This is a genomic window from Shewanella sp. S23-S33, from assembly GCF_043359565.1.
Taxonomy (GTDB): domain Bacteria; phylum Pseudomonadota; class Gammaproteobacteria; order Enterobacterales; family Shewanellaceae; genus Shewanella; species Shewanella oncorhynchi.
Map to the genome: position 1 here is coordinate 22,959 of NZ_JBHFFD010000048.1, position 20,515 is coordinate 43,473.

At 46.1% G+C, this 20,515-nt stretch carries 16 protein-coding genes; 10 read left to right on the forward strand and 6 right to left on the reverse strand.

Annotated features, from left to right (window positions below; all coding sequences use genetic code 11):
- Positions 1 to 3 precede the first annotated feature (3 nt).
- The 3 genes from gspE to gspC are packed head-to-tail and all read right to left on the reverse strand — an operon-like array spanning position 4 to position 4,639.
- A complete protein-coding gene (gene gspE, locus ACHA99_RS12460) occupies positions 4 to 1,569 on the reverse strand; it encodes a type II secretion system ATPase GspE (protein ID WP_105250994.1) in 1,566 nt (521 codons plus the stop codon).
- Entirely contained in the window at positions 1,562 to 3,685 is a 2,124-nt protein-coding gene (gene gspD, locus ACHA99_RS12465) for a type II secretion system secretin GspD (protein ID WP_393943050.1), read from the reverse strand. Before gspD ends, gspE begins: the two co-directional genes overlap by 8 nt.
- A 24-nt stretch (positions 3,686 to 3,709) precedes the next feature.
- Positions 3,710 to 4,639 (reverse strand): type II secretion system protein GspC, encoded by a 930-nt coding sequence (gene gspC, locus ACHA99_RS12470; protein ID WP_131525237.1) that lies wholly within the window; start codon positions 4,637 to 4,639, stop codon positions 3,710 to 3,712.
- A 253-nt stretch (positions 4,640 to 4,892) separates the two neighbouring features.
- Here gspC and hslR point away from each other — a divergent pair, with 253 nt between their 5' ends.
- The 4 genes from hslR to ACHA99_RS12490 all read left to right on the forward strand — a co-directional run bounded on the left by hslR (position 4,893) and on the right by ACHA99_RS12490 (position 9,722).
- The gene (gene hslR, locus ACHA99_RS12475) at positions 4,893 to 5,291 is read left to right on the forward strand and encodes a ribosome-associated heat shock protein Hsp15 (protein WP_011848177.1); all 399 of its coding nucleotides are present in this window, start codon (positions 4,893 to 4,895) and stop codon (positions 5,289 to 5,291) included.
- A gap of 14 nt (positions 5,292 to 5,305) precedes the next feature.
- A complete protein-coding gene (gene hslO / locus ACHA99_RS12480; RefSeq protein WP_168826959.1) occupies positions 5,306 to 6,166 on the forward strand; it encodes an Hsp33 family molecular chaperone HslO in 861 nt (286 codons plus the stop codon).
- Between the two features lie 198 nt (positions 6,167 to 6,364).
- Positions 6,365 to 7,906: a phosphoenolpyruvate carboxykinase gene (locus tag ACHA99_RS12485; protein ID WP_173497001.1), complete on the forward strand. Its 1,542-nt coding sequence runs from the start codon at positions 6,365 to 6,367 to the stop codon at positions 7,904 to 7,906.
- Between the two features lie 256 nt (positions 7,907 to 8,162).
- Positions 8,163 to 9,722 carry an AbgT family transporter gene (locus ACHA99_RS12490; protein WP_393943053.1) on the forward strand — a complete coding sequence of 520 codons (1,560 nt, stop codon included), beginning with the start codon at positions 8,163 to 8,165 and terminating at the stop codon, positions 9,720 to 9,722.
- 195 nt (positions 9,723 to 9,917) lie between these two features.
- Here the strand turns inward: ACHA99_RS12490 and ACHA99_RS12495 are convergent, their stop codons facing one another.
- Positions 9,918 to 10,274 carry a hypothetical protein gene (locus tag ACHA99_RS12495; RefSeq protein ID WP_393943055.1) on the reverse strand — a complete coding sequence of 119 codons (357 nt, stop codon included), beginning with the start codon at positions 10,272 to 10,274 and terminating at the stop codon, positions 9,918 to 9,920.
- Between the two features lie 499 nt (positions 10,275 to 10,773).
- Between ACHA99_RS12495 and ACHA99_RS12500 the strand changes: the two genes are divergently transcribed.
- The 3 genes from ACHA99_RS12500 (at position 10,774) to ACHA99_RS12510 (ending at position 15,605) form a co-directional block, all read left to right on the forward strand.
- Complete coding sequence (locus ACHA99_RS12500) at positions 10,774 to 12,024, forward strand: dicarboxylate/amino acid:cation symporter (RefSeq protein ID WP_393943057.1); 1,251 nt, start codon at positions 10,774 to 10,776, stop codon at positions 12,022 to 12,024.
- A gap of 274 nt (positions 12,025 to 12,298) precedes the next feature.
- Complete coding sequence (locus ACHA99_RS12505) at positions 12,299 to 13,435, forward strand: FUSC family protein (protein WP_131525700.1); 1,137 nt, start codon at positions 12,299 to 12,301, stop codon at positions 13,433 to 13,435.
- 133 nt (positions 13,436 to 13,568) lie between these two features.
- Positions 13,569 to 15,605 carry a M14 family metallopeptidase gene (locus ACHA99_RS12510; protein ID WP_393943059.1) on the forward strand — a complete coding sequence of 679 codons (2,037 nt, stop codon included), beginning with the start codon at positions 13,569 to 13,571 and terminating at the stop codon, positions 15,603 to 15,605.
- A gap of 25 nt (positions 15,606 to 15,630) precedes the next feature.
- Here ACHA99_RS12510 and ACHA99_RS12515 read toward each other — a convergent pair whose 3' ends face one another.
- Positions 15,631 to 16,398 (reverse strand): bifunctional 2-polyprenyl-6-hydroxyphenol methylase/3-demethylubiquinol 3-O-methyltransferase UbiG, encoded by a 768-nt coding sequence (locus tag ACHA99_RS12515; protein ID WP_263147099.1) that lies wholly within the window; start codon positions 16,396 to 16,398, stop codon positions 15,631 to 15,633.
- Between the two features lie 270 nt (positions 16,399 to 16,668).
- On the opposite strand from ACHA99_RS12515, the gene ACHA99_RS12520 reads away from it, so the two are divergent.
- From ACHA99_RS12520 to ACHA99_RS12530, 3 genes are all read left to right on the forward strand, one after another.
- Entirely contained in the window at positions 16,669 to 17,454 is a 786-nt protein-coding gene (locus tag ACHA99_RS12520; protein WP_393943062.1) for a hypothetical protein, read from the forward strand.
- A 309-nt stretch (positions 17,455 to 17,763) separates the two neighbouring features.
- Positions 17,764 to 18,234 carry a hypothetical protein gene (locus ACHA99_RS12525; RefSeq protein WP_393943064.1) on the forward strand — a complete coding sequence of 157 codons (471 nt, stop codon included), beginning with the start codon at positions 17,764 to 17,766 and terminating at the stop codon, positions 18,232 to 18,234.
- 121 nt (positions 18,235 to 18,355) lie between these two features.
- Positions 18,356 to 19,048 carry a hypothetical protein gene (locus tag ACHA99_RS12530; protein WP_393943066.1) on the forward strand — a complete coding sequence of 231 codons (693 nt, stop codon included), beginning with the start codon at positions 18,356 to 18,358 and terminating at the stop codon, positions 19,046 to 19,048.
- 643 nt (positions 19,049 to 19,691) lie between these two features.
- Here ACHA99_RS12530 and ACHA99_RS12535 read toward each other — a convergent pair.
- Positions 19,692 to 20,246, reverse strand: a complete 555-nt coding sequence (locus ACHA99_RS12535; RefSeq protein WP_105250980.1) for a transglycosylase domain-containing protein — start codon at positions 20,244 to 20,246, stop codon at positions 19,692 to 19,694.
- Positions 20,247 to 20,515 lie beyond the last annotated feature (269 nt).

The window sequence follows — 20,515 nt, forward strand, 5'->3', positions numbered from 1 at the left end:
AAATTACTCCTCGCGAGTCACACGTAGCACTTCTTCGAGAGTGGTGATGCCCGCGAGCACTTTGCTCATGCCATCGTGACGAATGCTCGGTACAAACTGACGAATATACTTTTCGATGGCTAACTCACCGCGGCCGCCATGGATCAATTCACGCACATTATCGTCAACCAGTAATAGCTCATGAATACCGGTTCGACCACGGTAGCCATTGTTACCACAGGATTTACAGCCATTGGCACGGAAAATACGTCTGTCGTCATCGGCGGCGATGCCCAGCAACTCACGCTCACGCGCATCGGGCACATGCTCGATTTTACATTTAGGACAAAGGGTTCGGATCAAACGTTGAGCCAACACACCGAGTAAACTTGAAGACACGAGGAAAGGCTCTACGCCCATGTCTTGCAAACGTGTAATCGCGCCAGAGGCTGTGTTGGTATGTAGGGTTGAAATCACCATGTGGCCAGTGAGTGACGCTTGCACCGCAATTTGTGCGGTTTCGAGGTCACGGATCTCACCTATCATCACCACATCGGGATCTTGACGCAAAATAGCGCGCAGACCACGGGCGAAGGTCATGTCGGCCTTAGTGTTTACTTGGGTCTGACCAATACCGTCTAACTCGTATTCGATAGGGTCTTCTACTGTGAGTATGTTGGTGTCTTTGGAGTTGATCTCCGTCAGACCCGCATACAAAGTGGTACTTTTACCCGAGCCCGTAGGGCCAGTCACCAAAATGATCCCGTGAGGACGACGAATAAGATCTTCAAACTTAACGCGAATACTGTCTGTCATCCCCAATTGTTCTAAATCGAGGTTGCCAGTATTTTTATCCAGCAGACGCAGTACAACACGTTCACCGTGGCTCGATGGCATGGTCGATACCCGCACATCTACCGCACGACCTGCGATTCGCAGCGAAATACGGCCATCCTGTGGCACACGTTTTTCGGCGATATCGAGGCGAGCCATAACCTTAATCCGCGACACTAACAGCGACGACAGTTTACGGTTTGGCTTGAGGACCTCTTTGAGCACACCATCGATACGGAAACGCACCACAAGCTGTTTCTCGTAGGTTTCGATATGGATATCCGACGCTTCTTCTTTAATCGCTTCAGATAACAAGGCATTAATCAATTTAATGATAGGCGCATCATCATCACCTTCGAGCAAGTCTTCGGTCTGCGGTAGCTCTTCGGCAAGGGTGAATAAATCCATCTCGTTGCCTATGTCTTCCATCAACTGCTGTGCTTCAGACGAGTTCGCCTGATACGCTTGAGTGAGTTTGGCCTCAAACTTCGCCACTTCGAGCTTAACCAAAGGCAAATCAACACCCGAATAACGCCGCGCTTCGAGCATAGCCGTTAAGGGTGTTTTACTCGTATAGAACAAGCTTAACTCGCCCGTTTCACCCAGCGCGAGCACCACATCGTGGCGGTGTGCGAAGGCAAAAGGTAAACGCTCTTTACTGCTCGAACGAAATACCTCATCACCTTCAGCTTCAAGGCCTAGCTCATTAGAGACTTGGCTGAGGTCATCGACTTGGGATAGTTGAATTTCACTCATTGGTTTTATCTTTGTTTTTGTTTTCATCGAGCGTTTTGAGCGTTGGATCCGTTTTACGCATCTGAGTATCTAAGCCTTTACCTTCTTTATAACGCTCTAAAATCTCGTTAACTTCAGGTGGTAAATACTCAGACTGATTCCATTCATCTAGTACAGGCACTTTAGTATCAGGCATTAAGTTAACGCCACGCTCTTGCTGTTCAAGCTGTAATGCTCTGAAATAATTATATTTACGTCCAGCAATCCCTTCCATCGTGATGCCATCACGTATGATTGTTGGCTTGATGAAGATCATGAGGTTTTTCTTCGTTTTTTTGCTCGAAGAAGATTTAAACAAATGTCCTAGAATAGGGATATCACCCAAGAACGGTACTTTTTGTATACTTTCTTGTACTTCTTCGTTGATCAAACCACCGAGTACCACAATTTGACCAGAATCCGCCATAACGGTAGTGGTTAAGCGACGAGTCGCGAAGGAAATATCCACGCCTGTATTACCGTTAACCCCAGAAACTTCCTGTTCAATCGTCAGCTTAACTGAGCTGCCTTCGTTGATCTGTGGCACCACTTTCAGTTTAACCCCAACCTCTTTACGCTCAACGGTTTGGAATGGGTTGCTGTTGCTCGAGCTGGCGGTAGAACCTGTCAGAATAGGCACTTCGTCACCCACAATAAACGAGGCTTCTTGGTTATCTAAGGTGGTAATAGAAGGCGTTGCCAGTACGTTTGAGTTAGTGTCACTCGACACTGCTTGAATTAAGGCACCAAAGTCGCCCATGGCCACGCCCCAAGCCATACCGTTCACTTTGCCTAAGGCTTGGGCGAGTAGCGTTACATCTCCGCGCTTATCTGGGTTGGTGGTCACTACGGGCTTTCCTTCAGGGTCAAGCGTTGTGATTGATGAGCCTTTTTCCCCTTGTGCCTGCCATACACCCGCGCCAATCTCACCTATGGTTGGGCCTAAGTTATTAAACTGAGTGCCGCCGCCCGCTTTAGCCGCCCATTGCACCCCGAAGCCAACGTTATCGCCCTCAGCCACTTCCACGATAATCGCTTCAACTAACACTTGAGCACGGCGGATGTCGAGTTGGTTAATCACGCTCTCGATAGTGCGCATCTGATCGGGTTCAGCACTGATCACTAAGGCGTTGGTTTCAGTATGTGCCATGATATTGATTTCATTACGGCGTTTACCACCACCTGCAGCCTGAGCGCTCGGATCTTTCTCGCCTTCCAACTTTTGGGCAAAACCGGTCAGCACTTCAACTAAATCTTCTGCTTTGGCATAACGTAGATAACGGACTTTTGTGTTACCTGTGCTGGCTTGTTCGGCATCGAGACGATGGATAAGCTCGACCACACGTTGGCGGCTCTTCTCATCACCGCTCACGACCACGGCATTGATACGTTCGTCAGCAACCACTTTTGGCGCTTGGCCTGGCAATTGGGATTGGTTAGCGGTAGCACGATAAAGTGTATCGATAATTCGCACCATTTCACCCGCAGAAGCAAATTCTAACGGCACCACTTGCACCGAGGTATCGCCTTGCTTATCCACTCGACGGATAATTTCGACTAACTTGTTCACTACCGCAGCACGGCCAGACAACATCAAGACATTGGAGGGGTCGTAGTTCACTACGTTGCCGCCACCCGCATTATCATTAAGTTGACGTAATAACGGCGCTAATTGCTTGGCCTCAGTGTTATACAAGGCCACGATACGCGTCACCATTTCATCACCAAGGCCGGGGTCGTTATCGTTAGCGACTCGAATTGCAGCGGTTTTGGCATCTTTGTCTTTAATGACTTTAATAACGTTATTTTCCATCTCAACAATGGCATAACCGTAAACTTGTAAGACGTTGAGGAAAAACTGGTAATACTGATCGTCGTTAAGCAGATCATAACTGCGAACGTTGATTTTGCCGCGAATTGTCGGGTCAACTATGATGGTCTTATTCAGGTTTTTACCAACGATATTGATAAATTCTTGAATATCCGTGCCTTTAAAGTTGGCCGCATACTGTTCAGACCAAGCGAATTGGGAGGAGAACATGGCTGCACCCGCAACAACCCCAGCAATCAGCTTGCGTCGAATCCTTTTGTTATTCATTCTTTTTCTTTCCTCTAACGCGTGTTATTGCGGCAAACTAAACATGATTTCAACCAATTGTCCTTCCCGCTCAACCATAATAGAAACTTCGGTTAACTCGGGTAATTGGCTCATCATTTCTAACGCTTGACTCATTACGGTCAAGTCGTATCCATTAATCGATTTGGCTAAATCGTTAGCTTTAAAACCCGCCTGCTTAAACAAATTGGCGTCTTTCCCTGGATTCAAGCGATATCCCGCCACAGCGTCACCCTGTCTGACAGGTGAAATGGCAATATAATCGGTGATCTTACTGGGGTCGGCTAACAATTCGGTGCGGGATTCGGCGAGTTCTTGGGAGATTTCGGCATTTTTACGTTGATCGACACGGCTCACTGCCGAGCCAGTCTTATTAGTCTTAGCTTGTTGTAACTGCTGATTAGCTGGGCTTTGGCTAGTATAAACTAAGCCATCGAGCATTAATGTCTCGTAACGGCCAGCGTTAGTGATGATAATACGGTCGGCATAGACTTCTTTCAGTGATGCCGAAGTGCCCTTAATTTTATCGCCTAAGCTGTAGGTCTCTTGGCTGCCGTTTGACTCAATGATCGCTAAGCCTTTCTGATCCGCTGTCGATGCAACAACGCCAGTGAGCTGAATAGAGAGCGTGGTCTTAGGCGCGTCGGTCACAGTCTCAACAACCTCAGTTTTTGGCTTTTCAGATTTAGCATCTGCCTTACCAAAGAGACCAAGCTGCTGTAAACCCGCAAGATCAACCTGCCCAGCACCTTTACCCGTCAGGTTAACGGGCGTTGGCGACCAAGCACTGGGTGATGAGCTAGTAGGCACTAATTTCCATGTAATTTGCGCGGCTAACAACATGATCACAATAAAACCCAACCAGAAGACTATCCGGCTTAAGGGCTTATGGGGCATGCCAATGGCTTTTGCGATAACTTTATCTAATAAATCCATATTTTATGTGGACCCTCGATACAGGTCTCTGTTCTGATTATAATAATTAGGCGATTACCGTCTCATGCTAACCTAGGCAGCATTTGGCAACAAGCCCATAACAGCATTCAAATTGGCGAAAATAGGCCAATTATGCTAACTTTGCCCGCCATAAAAGGGTGTGAAGCACGCCACCCTTTAACATAATAGAAATGCTCTTCACGCATTTTCTTGCTCGGCATGTGAACTCATCGATCTTTTAGCTGGAGACACTATGACTCAAGGTCAAAGCGATAAAACAGACATTCGACTCGATAAGTGGCTTTGGGCTGCACGTTTTTATAAAACCCGTGCCATCGCCAAAGAAATGATTAACGGCGGCAAAGTACATTACAACGGCCAGCGTGCCAAATCTAGTAGGAATGCCGAGATAGGCGCCGTCCTTAAGATACGCCAAGGATATGACGATAAAGAGATCGTCATAAAAAAATTATCGCAATTACGCCAAAGTGGTGCGATTGCACAAGAATTGTACGAAGAAACCGCGACAAGTCTGGCTAAACGGGCCATTAATGCTGAGCAACGACGCCTCCACATGCTCAATAACCCGATACCCGATCAGAAACCAGATAAAAAGCAACGACGCCAGCTCATGCGCTTTAAAGACCTTTAACAGTGAGATACACGATGAACCAAGATACTTTACACCGCTACTTGTTCGATAATGCCGATGTGCGCGGTGAACTGGTGCAGTTACAAGACAGCTATCAACAAGTGATCAGCGCCCAAGAATACCCAGCCGTACTGCAAGTGCTACTGGGTGAATTAATGGCAGCCACCTCACTATTAACCGCTACATTGAAATTTAGCGGTGATATCAGCGTACAGTTACAAGGCAACGGCCCTGTATCTTTAGCGGTGATCAACGGTAACAATTTACAAGAGTTACGCGGTGTGGCTCGCTGGAATGCTGAACTCGCCGATGATGCGAGCCTCACAGAACTCTTCGGCCAAGGCTATATGGTCATCACCTTAACACCCGAGGAAGGTGAACGCTACCAAGGTGTCGTTGCACTAGACAAGCCAACGCTTGCTGCCTGTGTTGAAGAATACTTCAATCAATCTGAGCAGTTACCTACGGGAATTTGGTTATTTGCCGACGGCAAACAAGCGGCGGGCATGTTCCTACAAATTCTGCCAAGCCAGCAAGATCACAACGCCGACTTCGAACACTTGAGCCAACTGACGTCGACCATCAAGGCCGAAGAGCTATTTACTCTTGATGCAGAAAGCGTGTTACATCGCCTCTATCATCAGGAAGAAGTACGCTTATTTGATCCTATCGATGTGAGCTTTAAATGCACTTGTTCCCATGAACGCAGTGCCGGCGCGATCAAAACCTTAGATCAAGCAGAAATCGAAGCCATACTCGCCGAAGATGGCAAGATAGAAATGGGTTGCGAATATTGCCACGCTAAATACACCTTTGATGCCATAGACGTAGCAACCTTATTTGCTAACGGTCAAACATCAACAACCCAGCAGTAAAACGACTCCCGCTAAAAAATGGGCGCCCTATTTGGCGCCCATTTTTTATTCATACCTATAATCCCCTCACACATTGCACTCGGCTTAGGCTACAATCGCCCTCACTTTGTCACCTAGCACGACTCAGGCGATAAATAAAATTAAATCGGCAGACGATCGATATTAAAATAACCTTACAAATCAAATGGAGACCTTACTATGGCGGATGGATTAAACCGCGTTCACTTTAACCCCTCAACAGCACAACTTGTCGAATTTGCCCTGCTACGCGGCGAAGGTGAATTGACAGCCAATGGCGCATTAGTTGCTAAAACAGGCGCTCGCAGCGGTCGCTCACCTGGCGATCGTTTCATTGTAAGAGAACCCAGTTCAGAAGCTGATATCGAATGGGGCCCAGTCAATCAAGCTTTCGATCCAGGTGCTTTTGAAGGTTTATGGGCACGGGTTGAAGCTTACCTAGCCGATAAAGAACTGTTTGTATCTGATCTCGAAGTCGGTGCCGATACTGAACATTACCAACCAGTACGTGTTACTACACAATACGCTTGGCACCAACTGTTCGCCCGCAATCTATTTATCATTCCTGAAGAATTTAATCGTAAAGACAAACCAGTGTGGCAGATCATCAATGCCCCTGACTTTGTTTGCGTACCAGAACGTGATGGCACTAACTCAGATGCGACCGTAATTTTAAACTTCGCCGAGCGTAAAGTGCTGCTCGCTGGCCTGAAATACGCTGGCGAAATGAAAAAGTCTATGTTCTCAGTGCAGAACTTCCTACTGCCAGCCCAAGGCGTGCTCCCAATGCACTGTTCGGCCAACGTAGGTAAAGATGGCGACACTACGCTGTTTTTCGGTTTATCTGGCACAGGTAAAACCACACTTTCTGCCGATCCAAAACGCTTCCTGATCGGTGACGATGAACACGGCTGGGCACCCGGCGGCGTATTCAACATCGAAGGCGGTTGCTACGCCAAATGTATCGACTTAAGCCAAAAGAATGAGCCCGTGATTTGGGATGCGATTCGTTTCGGCACTGTGCTTGAAAACGTCGTTATGGACGAACACCGCGTACCTAACTACAAAGACAGTAGCCTAACGGAAAATACTCGCGCAGCCTATCCGCTGGAGCACATCGCCCAACGTAAAGAAGACAACTGCGGCGCCGAGCCACATGCGGTTGTATTCTTAACCTGCGATGTATCTGGCGTATTACCACCGGTTTCTATCCTGACCAAAGAACAAGCGGCATACCACTTCTTGTCTGGCTATACCGCCAAAGTAGGTTCGACTGAAATCGGCTCAACCTCGGCGATTCAATCCACCTTCTCAACGTGCTTCGGCGCACCTTTCTTCCCACGCCCTGCTGGCGTGTACGCAGAACTGTTGATGAAGCGCATTGAGTCCTTCGGCAGCCAAGTGTACTTAGTCAACACAGGCTGGACTGGCGGTCCACACGGTGTAGGTAAACGTTTTGACATCCCAACCACCCGCGCCATCGTCGATGCGATTGTCAGCGGTGAATTGAAAGATGTTGAAACCGTCCACTTAGACACCTTGAACCTCGCCGTTCCTGTGGCAGTCACAGGCGTAGACAGCAATTTACTCAACCCAATCAACACTTGGGGCGACAAAGCGCTATATGCCGAATACGCCCAGAAGCTAGCAGAAGCTTTCACTAAAAACTTCGCTAAGTATCAAGTGTCAGACGCTATCCGTAACGCTGGCCCAAAGGCATAAGCGCGTAGCGGCTCTGTTCGGTACGATTATTGAGTCAAAAATATCGTTCTATAAAAAGCGCGGGTTCAGTCATGAACCCGCGCTTTTTATTTGCGGCTAAATTGATTTAGTGATGATTAAATCCACCCACACTAAAGCCACTACGATAGATTTTTATGTGTTTTATTTCTTATCGATTAGTTAAACCAAGCTTAAATTAATGCTGCGTTTTTATAATCGCCGATAACAATCATCATTTTTAGGAAGCGGCACCCAAATGGAAAATCATAAACCTGTCACTGGATTCCAGCGATTTCTCAATGGCGTCGAAGTCGTCGGCAATAAACTGCCTGATCCGGCGGTATTATTTGCGATGTTTCTGGGCTTAGTCTGGCTGATCTCTTGGGGATTATCGGGTGTCAGTTTTGATGAAATCGACCCTCGTACTGGTAACCCGATTCAAGTCGTTAATATGCTCGAAGGCGGTGCACTGACCGCGTTTACCTCGACGATGGTCACGACCTTTGTGACTTTCCCGCCGCTCGGTGTCGTGCTGGTTGCTATGTTGGGTCTAGGCGTTGCTGAACATACTGGCTTTATTAATGCAGGGCTGCGCTCCATTTTATCTGTCACTCCCAAAATGTTACTCACTCCGGTATTGATAGCCGTGGGTATTCTAAGCCATGTCGCGGTAGATGCGGGTTATGTACTCGTTATCCCGCTCGGCGCGGTGATCTTTTATGCCGCTGGTCGCCATCCCTTAGCCGGTATTGCCGCCGCTTTCGCTGGCGTATCCGGCGGTTTTTCTGCAACCGTTGGCGTGCCATCCAGCCTTGATCCTATGTTAGCGGGCTTAACTCAGGCAGCGGCAAGATTATCAGCCGATCCCGCGGCTACCACATTAACGATTAACCCACTGAATAACATCTTTTTTACTTCGGCTTCTGCCATTTTAATTATCTTAGTTGGCTGGTTCTTAACGGATAAAGTTATCGAGCCGCGCCTAAAAAACACTGCGGTGAATGGCGATCCCAGCACGCTCCCAACCCTAGATGAACTGCAACCCCATGAGCGCCGCGGACTCAAATTCGCCATGGCCGCCATGTTGTTATGTGCTTTAGGGCTGGTGTTTACCGCCTATGGTGACAACTCTGCCTGGCGTGGTACCGATGGCGCCCTAACCAGTGCCTCGGCCCCCTTAATGCGATCCATTGTGGCGATTATTTTTGTGTTCTTCCTAGTGCCCAGCATAGTCTATGGTTACGTCGCTGGCACGGCAAACAATCACAGAGCCATTATTCAAGGCATGAGCAAATCCATGAGCGGCATGGGTTATTACATCGTCATGGCCTTCTTCTGCGCCCAGTTTATTTATGCCTTTGGTCAATCTAATTTAGGCGCATTAATGGCCATTAAAGGCGCGTTGGCGTTAAAGGAATTAGCCCTTCCTATGGGCGTGACTTTGGTGGGAATTGTGTTTCTCACCGCGTTCGTCAATCTATTAGTGGGTTCCGCTTCAGCCAAATGGGCATTGATTGGTGCCATTATGGTGCCCATGTTAATGGAACTAGGTGTATCACCGGATTTAACTCAAGCCGCTTACCGAGTGGGCGACTCATCCACTAATATCATCACCCCGTTGATGCCTTACTTTCCGTTGATTGTGGTGTTTTGCCAAAAATACGTTAAGGAATCAGGCATCGGCACCTTAGTGGCACTGATGTTACCGTTTTCAATCAGTTTTCTTTTACTTTGGAGCGGTTTCTTACTGGCATATTGGGCCTTAGGCTTGCCTCTAGGGATTGGCAGCTCATTCACCTTCCCAGCAATACCCTAGGGCGTTCAAGAGGTATTCAGAGTGCTTGCGAAATTGAATTCATAATAAACAGGCGCTCAATACCTCAATAACCACTAAATGGTGCACAACTTATTACCTCACCTTAAACGCAAATGCCGACGTTAACCGTCGGTATTTACCGCTAACAACACGTAATTTTATTTTATATAGAAACAACAAAATAAAAATAAACACTTAAATATCTATAAACGCATCTCTCTCATAGTAAAAGATAATGGCTTCAAGTAGTTCCTGCTCACTTGGCTGGGCTTTTTGCTGCTTGAGGTTATCGATCACATCCTCGACTTGATCCATGTTTAGCAGATAACCATAGTCACTCCGGCCTAAGCTATCCTCAAAGACATCGATTTCGTCATCCGATAGGTCTCTCATATCATTCACTATCGGGAATAATGGAGTGGTCAGTTGCAGGGATTCACCTTCATCAAGATCTTGATAAACCAGCCAATAACTTAATCCAGGTTGTTCGACGCACTTTCTTATCCAACACTGTAACGATTCGGGCGGGCCAAAAAATGAGGTGATGTTCATAATGTCCTCGAAATGGAGTTGTCATAGGGAAAACTGAGTGAGTCACAGAGTTGAATGGTCATGGAGGTTTTTTAGCTATTAACCACTCTCATGATTCATACAAGTAAAAGATGGGTGACCAACGACTCAAGCCGCCCCAAGAATACGAGAGGATATCTGCGCCCATCAAAGTAAAAATCACAATTCATCAATTCGGCAGTTAAAATTCCACAATTAAATAAGCTTTATTCATTTTTAAGCGCATAAATTTAAGCATTCCTCATTTAACGTTAACGTGATTTAGACTTTGGTTATTTTGAAACCAAGGTTGGTGATGTTTCACAATCCCCTGCTATGCAATTGTGGTACTTTACTCGGTCAAAAATGTCGGGCATTTGCCTTTAACATAGAGTGAACCTTTAGCCTAGAGTAAGCCTTAATCACTAAAGCTTGAGTCGTCTAGGTTCAAATCGTCTGTGCATGACACAAAATGCTGCGGCAACTGGGGAGTTTCGCAAGAATGAAGAGCAAGAGTTTATTAGGTAACATTGGTGTGCAAGTGGTTATTGCCATGATTATCGGCGCACTGGTGGGTTTTATCATGGGCGAGAGTGCAAGTGTGTTTGCACCACTCGGAACCATTTTCATCCATTTAATCAAAATGCTAGTGATACCACTGGTATTGGTTTCTATCATCAGCGGCGCGGCGAGCTTAGGTGACAGCCCATCGGCGGGTAAGATTGGCATTGGCACTTTCGGCTTTTTTATTGTCACGTCGGGCTTTGCCGTTGTGCTTGCACTCTTGATCGGTAGTCTGTTCCAACCGGGTGCAGGCGTTGATTTTACCGCCCACAGCAGCACAGACTTGATGGAAGTAACCAAGGAACATGGCGCATTACCCGGGGTAATGGATACCTTTATCGGCATGATCCCAACCAATGTATTCGAGTCGCTGAACGGCGGTAACATATTACAAATCTTAGTCTTTAGTATCTTCTTCGGCATCGCACTGACTAAAGTTAAAGGCGATGGCGCTAAGCCTATTTTGGCCGCACTCAACACAGTCGTCGATGCCTTTGTGTGGATGATCAACTGCGTGATGATCATTGCCCCTATCGGTGTATTTGGTTTGATGGCCGATTCTGTCGGCACCTTCGGTTTCGATGCACTAGAAGTCGTGTTTAAGTTATTCGCCGTGTTTGTGGCTGCGATTCTGATCTACGGCTTTATCTTCTTCCCATTAGTGGTACAACTCTTCTCAAGAGTGTCGGCGCGCCAGTTTATTTCGGCAATGAAGAAACCGCAGGTAATGGCCTTATCGACCGCCTCTTCAATGGCGACTCTGCCAGTGAATATGGAAACCTGTGAGGAAGATCTTAAAGTCTCTAAGGCAACCACGGCTTTTGTACTGCCGTTAGGCGCCACCATAAATATGAGCGGCAACGCGATTTATTATGGTTTAGTAGCCATGTTCTTCGCCCAAATGTATAACGTTGATCTGTCGATGACAGCCTATGCGGCCATCATTTTCACCTCAACCTTAGGTGCAATTGGTCAAGCAGGTGTGCCGGGCCCATCCTTCTTAGTAGTGGCAGTGCTGTTAGCTGCGGGAATTCCTATCGATGGTTTACCTTTGCTGTTTGCATTAGACAGGGTTTTTGACATGATCCGCACCGCACTTAATATCACTGGCGATGCGGCTTGTGCCTTGATCATGGATAAATACACAGAAGTTGACGTTAAAGCGGATAGTGAGCGCAGCTTAAGCTAACTCAAACACTTTGAATATAGGCTTGAATAGGCAACGCTTATTCAAGCCTTTTTTATATCTGCAGCACGGTATAATGGCCTGCCTCTACACGCATAAGTTAAGCCTATTTAATCTGAGTGTTAATGTGATCTCTCCCGCGCCATCCACTAAGCTCAATTTGCTAGATTTCGCAATTTACATTTCTTTATGGCGCTATGGCCGCAAGTGACACGGTTTTTCTGCGATACTGCCACTAGATTAACATCGCTAAGTTAGCTCAAAGGAATTTTGCCCTATGTCTGTATTTGCCCCAGCCACACCCTTTGCCGACTTTATCTATCGCCATTTTCGCTCAATTCACGCCCTAAAGCTCGGGCTAGCCTTACTCGTTGCTGTCACTATTAATGCCATTTGGGCGCCACCGCATTTTATTTGGAGCATGGTCACGATAGTGATCATTATGATGAGTTTACCTCAGGTAGGCGGCGCGATTGAAAAGTCGCTACAAAGGGCAATAGGCACTTGTTTAGGCTCAGCTTATGGGGTGATGTTAGTTGCCACTGTGGACAGTTATTGGCTAATCATGAGCCTGCTTATCTTAGCCGTTAGCTTGATTTGTTTTATCTCGGCCGGACGTTACAGCTATGCCTATTTAGTGGCCGGATTTACCATCATAATCGTGGTCGGCGACGCCAACCATGACACCTCTGAGGCACTATGGCGCACGGCCAACATCCTCTCCGGCTGCGTGATTGCTATTTTGGTCTCACTGTTCATTTTTCCGATTAAAGCTAAACAAGATTGGCGCTCCCAACTCACCCATGCCATCGACAATATGGCCGAAGTATTAGCCGAGCATCTTAAGGCACCCGCCAATCATGAGCTCGATTTTCGCGCTAGACTAGAGGCTGCGATGAAGGCCGTACTCACTCAAAAGAAACTGTTTTTCTCCTTGGAATGGGAAAGTCAAACCCTCAAAAAACACAAAGTGCTACTGTCGCAGTTAGCCAATAAACAAGTGCGCTTAATCACCTTACTCGAACTCTTACCCTTAACCCGCTGGCAGGAAGAAGACAAAGACGCCTATCTGCAGATTAATGCGGTTGCCTCTGAGCTTGCCTTCTATTTGCAACAACTTGCAGAATTTGTGGCGGGTAAAGCTCAACAATTGCCGACACTGCCAGAATGCTTAGATCAAGAATTGCAACACAGACTCCAGCTTGCCCTAGTCGCAGCCACTCAAGCATCGACCGCAGATCCAGTGACAGCCGTAAACGACCAAGTGCCGCAGGGATTTGCGCTCACAGGTTATAGCTGGCTGATTTATCAGCTCGCGATTGCCGTCGAAGCACTTTATAAAGACATTGCCATTATCGACATTGCCTATAACAAGCGGCCAGCTTCTCAGATAACGCCCAACAAAACGGCTTAGTCGATTTTACCATTCCGCTTAGTGCTTAAATCCATGCCAGAAATGCCGGATAACCCTTAGCCGCCCTTGCGTTAACGGGGCGTTTAATGAAAAGATACCGTCCTAATAAAAATTCGATAGATGGACTCTTTTCATGCGCTTGTTTTCTTTCTCCGTTATCGCCATTGCCTGTCTCTCTACGGGCAATCTGTACCCTGGGAATGCTTTTGCCAATGATGCGAAAACCACAGCCCAAACAACTCCGGCAGCCACTATGGCGCAAGCTTCTACCACAGAAACATTGGCAGTTGGCTCCCCAGTAATCACAACGTCACAGGATGCAAGTCCAGCAGCGAATAGCCAAGCGACTGAAACTGCGACTAATGTACTGGCCGATACCACAGTTACGGCGCCAGAAGCACAACCAGCGCCCATTCCTGAACGAGCCAACACCTTTGTCAACGATGCGATTTTACCGCCCAGCATCACTTGGCATGGCGCCAGCGAATCGCTCATGTTAAGTGTTGATAGCGAGTGGGCGACTCCCTTTGAGCAAAGTGGCGGTATTGAAAGTCCAAGCTACGATGCCACTATCGCTTGGCTCGACAAACTCGCGGGCGAGACAGATAAATTACAAAAGGTGAGCTTAGGTAAGAGCCCACAAGGGCGCGATATTTGGATGTATATCGCCAGCAGTGAAGGCATTAATGAATCGGCACGCCTCAAACAAAACACTAAGCCGACAGTGCTAGTGCAGGCGGGAATTCATGCGGGAGAAATCGACGGTAAAGATGCCGGCATGATGCTGCTACGTGACATTATCCAAGGCGATAAAAGTGCCCTGCTCGATAAAGCTAACCTCTTGTTTGTGCCTATTTTTAGTGTTGATGCCCATGAGCGCAGCGGCGAATTTAATCGTGTAAATCAACGTGGCCCTGTGAATATGGGCTGGCGCACCACGGCTAATAATCTCAACCTTAACCGCGATTATGCTAAGGCCGACAGCTTAGAAATGCAGCACATGCTGCGCGCAATCAACGTATGGCAACCGGATCTGTATATCGATGTCCATGTTACCGACGGCATCGACTATCAATACGATGTGACCTTCGGTTATAACCTTGCCCAAGGCTTAAGCCCAGCGAGCTACCGCTGGCTCGAAAACAGCTACAGACCTGCGGTTGAAGCCGCATTAACGGAACAAGGCCATATTCCCGGCGCACTGATTTTTGCCGTGGATAACGTCGATATTAACAAAGGCATGTCGCTGTGGAATCCAAGCCCGCGCTTCTCTAACGGTTATGGCGATGCTCGCCATTTGCCCACCATTCTGGTTGAAAACCATAGCCTAAAGCCCTTTAAACAAAGGGTGCTCGGCACTTATGTGATGTTAGCGCAAACCCTCAAAACCGTGGGTGAACAGGCGACGAAACTTAAGAGTGCGATTCAAGAAGATAAATACCGCGCCTCACCGCTAATCACCCTTACTTGGAAATTAGCACCATTAGAAAAAGGCTGGGATTTTAAAGGCATAGATTATCTACTTGAAAAGAGCCCCATCAGTGGCGCTGAAGTTGTGCGCTGGACAGGTGAACCAAAACTTTACCCTAACTTGCCTGTGATGGCTGAAACAGTGCCCGACATTAAGGTCACTCGTCCGAGTGCTTACTATATTCCAGCGCAATGGACTCAAGTGATTGATCGTCTTAACGTGCATGGCATTCGCATGACCACGCTCAAAAAGCCAACCGAGTTGAAATTGCAGCAATATACCCTCAGCAATCCCGTGTTTAGCACTAAGGATTTTGAGGGCCGCCAAACGGTCAAAGCCGAGTCAGAGTTAACCAAAGTCAGCACCACTCTGCCCGCTGGCACCATTAAAATCAGTACAGATCAACCGCTAGGCGATCTGGCGATTTTACTGCTTGAGCCGCAATCACCAGATTCTTTACTGCAATGGGGTTTCTTCAATCCTATCTTCACTCGTACTGAATACATTGAAGATTATGCGGTAGAGCCACTGGCGGCCAAGATGCTGAAGGAAGATCCTAAGCTACAAGCGGAGTTCGACAAAGCACTGACCAATGCCGAGTTTGCCGCCGATCCTGAGGCACGCCTACGCTGGTTCTATGAACGTAGCCCTTACTACGATAACCAATACCTTAAGTATCCGGTTTACCGTAGTCGTTGATCATCGCGATTACAAAAGGCTGTGATTAAGCGGGTTTACGCGCACTGATGCTATACACCAAGGGCACCTTCTGCCCTTGGTGTGTTAACACATAACGACCATCGGCTTGCGCTTCGAGCCCTTCAAAGCAGTTATAGGGGCTGAAATCAAACTCGTGGAAGAACTCCAACACTAAGCCCGCCTGCAATAACGCATTGATCACTTCAGATAAACTGTGCGACCAGCACATTAAGGTTTGCTGATCATCACCGGTATTTTCGGTATATGTGCCTTCCAGCTCTATGTCTGGCTCACCCCGATTAAAATAGCTATAACCATCGAACAACTGCTGCGCCGGATGAAACTCGGCCATGTAAAACTGTCCGCCGGGTGTTAAACAGGCAGCCACTGTCTGCGCCCACAGAGTTAAATCCGGCAGCCACACAATGGCACCATAGGACGTAAACACAATATCGTGAGGCTCAACCTTGCTCGCCACACTGTAAACATCGCTACAGATAAACTCAGCGGACAACTGTGTCCGTTCTGCCAGCTTTTGCGCTTCAACAATCGCGACCTCTGACAAATCGACGCCAGTGACTCTAGATCCCATTCGCGCCCACGACAAGGTGTCTAAGCCGAAATGACATTGCAGATGCAGCAAACTTTTACCTGCAACCTCGAGTTCACCTAGCTCAATTTCCCGCAGCGAAGTCTTACCACTAAGAAAGCCCGCCACATCATAAAAATCAGAAGTTAAATGTACCCGAGTGCGCGCATCCCAAGCCGTTTTGTTTGTTGTTAAATAATCCATCAGCATCCCTTCTTGTCTTTTTTGTATTTTTGATTCCGCGTGACTTACGGAGCTTAAACTAACTTAATAAATGAGCAATTTCACTAATCTATGAGTAAATCACCCATGTAGCGGACATGTCCGCACAGTGAACCTCGGACACTTTTCAGCTTAACTAATTGATTATAAATAAAACTTAAAATTGGCATGGGCTGTGCAATGTCTTATTCATCGCAAGACGACTCAGCACTCACCCAAAAAATCGAGTGCCAGATAAACAAGGAAGCTAACATGTCACTACGCCCATTTATATTCACCCTCGCTTTTATAGTGTTTTTTACTGCTGGGGTATCGCTCACTGGCTGCATTCTTAATGTGAACGCAGCAGGCATGCCAGACTTAGACCACCAACAACGCGAACTCATACTCGATAGCCAAGATTTACAAGGCCTGATTGCAGAAACAGGCGCAGGCAGCTTGGAAATTATCGGTGTCGAAGGCCTCAGCCAAATTAAACTCGTCGCCGACATCTATAGCAATAAGGATGGCAACGATGACAGCAAAGTCATTCTCACCCTTGAGAAAAAAGCCAATAAAGCCAAGCTCAAGGCCAACTTTGAGCAAGCAGATTCTAATAATAACTCGCCCTATATAGACCTAAAACTGCAAGTCCCTGCGAACTTTACACTGGATATAGATGACAGTTCAGGGGCTATTTTGATCAGCAAGATGACGTCAGACATGAACGTCAAAGACGGTTCGGGTGAACTCACTATCAACGGTGGTAACAATATCAACATAGAGGATGGCTCAGGTGATATTGAAATCAGCCAAATCAACGGCAGCCTAACCATTGAAGATGGCTCTGGTGCCATCAAGGTGACCGATATTCGCGGCAATATCGCAATTAATGACGGCTCGGGCAACATAGAGGTTGCCAATGTGCAAAGTGCTGTGACCATCACAGATGGCTCAGGCAACATTAATGTCTTTAACACTAAGGGATTAACGATTCTTGCGGCAGGTTCTGGCGATGTGACATTTAACAAAATCGACGGCCCAGTGAGCATGCAATAACGCGCCGTTTTACCCCTCTACTCCCAAAGGCTTTACCCACTTCCCGGCGTAGAGGCTGATGTTGCAACGGTTCCCAGCCAAGATGTCAGTCTTCTACCCACCCTTTTAAGCGTATGCCCGACTTATGCATTTATGCCACTAACCCCTTGTAGTGGCATTTTTTTATACCGAAATTAAGCTTGAGTTTGCAGAAATGACGTTGATTTTATTCAGACCGTTACGCTTTAACCTTGTGGATTTGCTAAGATTGTCAGCCTTCCCACTTCAATAGTCGAAAAGTCACACTGTATTGCCAGTAAGGTCGAGAATATGGATCAGTTTTCGGAATACCAAAAAGAAATTGAAGCGCTTTCTCTATCAGATAACCCTAGACAGATAATGGAAGGACTAGGGGATATTTGTTTTGATGGCGAATCTTTTTACCGCAACGGCAATAAAGCCCTAGCCAAACACATTTTCAAGCATATTTACGCCTTAGATGCGCACTCAGACTATTTCTCACACGCCAGAACTGTCGCAAAAGCCTTTCTTATATCCTTGGGAGAAATTCAACCTATCTCCCTAGAAGAGGTTATTTTACAGATAAAGCATGAGCATGCCTCATTAGCCGCACATCAATTAAATCTGCTGATTGCAAAACGTATTTTTAGGGAATTTAGTCACCATCAAGACGCTATCCACATCACTATGCAATATCTCACTAAAGCCGAGGCACTTACCCCTCTGAGCAAGAGTGACCTTCGCTTTAAAGCTTTAGTCAGCTCAAATAAGAGTGAGTAAAGGGATAGCGTGACAGAATAAATCATCAGAATTTAGAGCCGTTTCTCAAAAGAAATGCAAAAATATATCGGAAGAGATCAACGTTCTGAATTCGACAACCCAATTTTAATTAAGTGATAATATGGACATTTCATCTTTTAAGAAATATATAAAGTTAGCACCAGAAAATGTTTCAGAATGGCAGAGGTGGGAAAATTCATTACCTACCTTCGATTCTATATTACCAATATTGGATTATGTATATAACGCTGAGTGGCAGCGAGATGATTGGAAAGCCATAATGGCATTCATTCGGAAAGGTTATGTTGAGCAAAATGAATCATCTGAATTGGTTGACGGGATTAAGCATGTAAATATATTCAACTCCAAAGTTATTAATCTAAAAGTTGATGTCGCAATTTCATTAAACTGCTCCATTGTTCGCTCATTAGAGTCAATTAATTTATGCTCAGACTCAGTTGAATCATTAAGTGTGTCCCATGCAAGCAAACTCTCTGAAATTACCGGAAACACCCAGAATTTAAGCTACTTATCTTTAAATAAATGTCAAAAGTTAGATTTTAGTTCTATCATTTCAACGCTTGACAGCGTAAAAATTTTAGACCTCAGTGGAAACCCACAGTTGTCCAGTATTGACGAGTTGCGTGGAAATAAAAATATTTTTGCGTTATATCTTGTTGAAACAAATGTAATCAAGACTAAAGAGACAGTAGAAATCTTGGCTTCGATACCAAACTTGAAAAAACTTTGGATTAAAGCAAACAAAAAGGAGTTGGAACTTTTAAGAGAAGCCCTACCAGGGATTGTAAATTAAGCATAGAAAAAGACCGGACATGTAGTTCGAGAGCGTGAAAAGATCTGTGTAAGTGGCATTCTTAACCTATTAAATGGAGTTCAGAATACCAATAGCAGACAAACTTATCGCTCAGCAGAAGAAACCCAAGCATAGTCGGATGTTAACTGCCGCGCCATTAAGAGTGGGTGTCCCATTTAATAATTATATGCTTTTTGAGATCTCGTCTCTAAATACCCCCAGCAACTCATACTTTTTGTAAATCGTGGCTTCAATGGTAAGCCTCATATCAAGAGCAGCATAGCGAAGTCTGAAATCATCCCCTGAATTAAGATGCTCAATGCTACTAGCATAATGCTTTAGGGCCATTACTAAATAATTGCTTTCCATAACAATACTCGAATAACTAAGTTAGATAAGCCAATAACAAAAAAGGAGCCCTCAAAAATGAATCCGGCCACCCAAGTTAAAACAACATAATGCACTCTGGGTTTGGCTTCAAGCAACGGAAAGTCACTTAGTCGCGAGTTTATCGAGACGCCCACTGTTAAATGTTGCAACGAAACAACAGAATCGGGGCCGTTCTTGTTAAATGAAAGGGCAGCGTGTCACTGGAATGACAGTGCTGAATCATTTCATCGACACACATAAGTGGCACAGCAGGCTAGAAGCTTGTATCCAACTTAGAAAGCAAATATTCACGGCGTTTTGTAAGAAGATCTGGGCGCTTTGCAAAGGTACTTGGGGCATTAGGAAGAGCTGCTATTGTGGCCGCCTCTTCAACATTTAATCCCGATAAAGGCTTATTGAAAAGTGCATGGGATGCGTAGGAAAAACCTTTTGAATCTTTGCCAGTATGCACTTGAGCCAAATAAAGAGTTAATTGCTCATGCTTCGTAAGGTGAATCCTTACCAACTGCAGCCATAGAAATGACTCTATATGCCTACCAATCATTGATTTGGGCTTATTACAGATATTTAAATTATCAATAATTAACCTTGTAACAAGCCAATCAACATTCTCGCCAGTGGATATACGAACGAGCTGCACGATCAAGGGTGGAGGCTCAGATTCTTCTGGTGTAGCAACTTGGATGAGTCGAGTAATTTCTACACGGTGATGCTGAAAGTAAAAAAGATCATAAATTGCAAAACTTATCAGCGGCAGCATCACAACAATTGCTGCCGCCCAAGACGAAATTTTAAGACCTAGTCTCATTATGGTTCCTCAAATAAATCTTGCTAAATTAAAACGGGTTTATCGAAACATCCATAGTTAAATTTTGCGACGACACAAAAGATATAGGAACATGTTCCAAAACTGAGGGTACAGACACATCTCTCTTAGGATTAACAGCCAACGCCGAAGTATCAGAATGCACCATACCCTCGGAGTTGCCGCAGGGTGAATAGACAAATTGCGTGAGTCTCGGCATGGATGCCGAGCTAGCTTTCGCAGGTGCAGGGACGCATCCTTCGGAAGCGATA

What these genes read in the sequence shown, in the direction of transcription:
- ACHA99_RS12510 (WP_393943059.1), top strand. Translation starts at nt 13,569, where the DNA reads ATGCGCTTGTTTTCTTTCTCCGTTATCGCCATTGCCTGTCTCTCTACG.
- ACHA99_RS12500 (WP_393943057.1), top strand. Translation starts at nt 10,774, where the DNA reads ATGAAGAGCAAGAGTTTATTAGGTAACATTGGTGTGCAAGTGGTTATT.
- ACHA99_RS12530 (WP_393943066.1), top strand. Translation starts at nt 18,356, where the DNA reads ATGGACATTTCATCTTTTAAGAAATATATAAAGTTAGCACCAGAAAAT.
- ACHA99_RS12525 (WP_393943064.1), top strand. Translation starts at nt 17,764, where the DNA reads ATGGATCAGTTTTCGGAATACCAAAAAGAAATTGAAGCGCTTTCTCTA.
- hslR (WP_011848177.1), top strand. Translation starts at nt 4,893, where the DNA reads ATGACTCAAGGTCAAAGCGATAAAACAGACATTCGACTCGATAAGTGG.
- gspC (WP_131525237.1), bottom strand. Translation starts at nt 4,639, where the DNA reads ATGGATTTATTAGATAAAGTTATCGCAAAAGCCATTGGCATGCCCCAT.
- ACHA99_RS12495 (WP_393943055.1), bottom strand. Translation starts at nt 10,274, where the DNA reads ATGAACATCACCTCATTTTTTGGCCCGCCCGAATCGTTACAGTGTTGG.
- ACHA99_RS12505 (WP_131525700.1), top strand. Translation starts at nt 12,299, where the DNA reads ATGTCTGTATTTGCCCCAGCCACACCCTTTGCCGACTTTATCTATCGC.
- gspD (WP_393943050.1), bottom strand. Translation starts at nt 3,685, where the DNA reads ATGAATAACAAAAGGATTCGACGCAAGCTGATTGCTGGGGTTGTTGCG.
- ACHA99_RS12520 (WP_393943062.1), top strand. Translation starts at nt 16,669, where the DNA reads ATGTCACTACGCCCATTTATATTCACCCTCGCTTTTATAGTGTTTTTT.
- gspE (WP_105250994.1), bottom strand. Translation starts at nt 1,569, where the DNA reads ATGAGTGAAATTCAACTATCCCAAGTCGATGACCTCAGCCAAGTCTCT.
- ACHA99_RS12490 (WP_393943053.1), top strand. Translation starts at nt 8,163, where the DNA reads ATGGAAAATCATAAACCTGTCACTGGATTCCAGCGATTTCTCAATGGC.
- ACHA99_RS12535 (WP_105250980.1), bottom strand. Translation starts at nt 20,246, where the DNA reads ATGAGACTAGGTCTTAAAATTTCGTCTTGGGCGGCAGCAATTGTTGTG.
- hslO (WP_168826959.1), top strand. Translation starts at nt 5,306, where the DNA reads ATGAACCAAGATACTTTACACCGCTACTTGTTCGATAATGCCGATGTG.
- ACHA99_RS12515 (WP_263147099.1), bottom strand. Translation starts at nt 16,398, where the DNA reads ATGGATTATTTAACAACAAACAAAACGGCTTGGGATGCGCGCACTCGG.
- ACHA99_RS12485 (WP_173497001.1), top strand. Translation starts at nt 6,365, where the DNA reads ATGGCGGATGGATTAAACCGCGTTCACTTTAACCCCTCAACAGCACAA.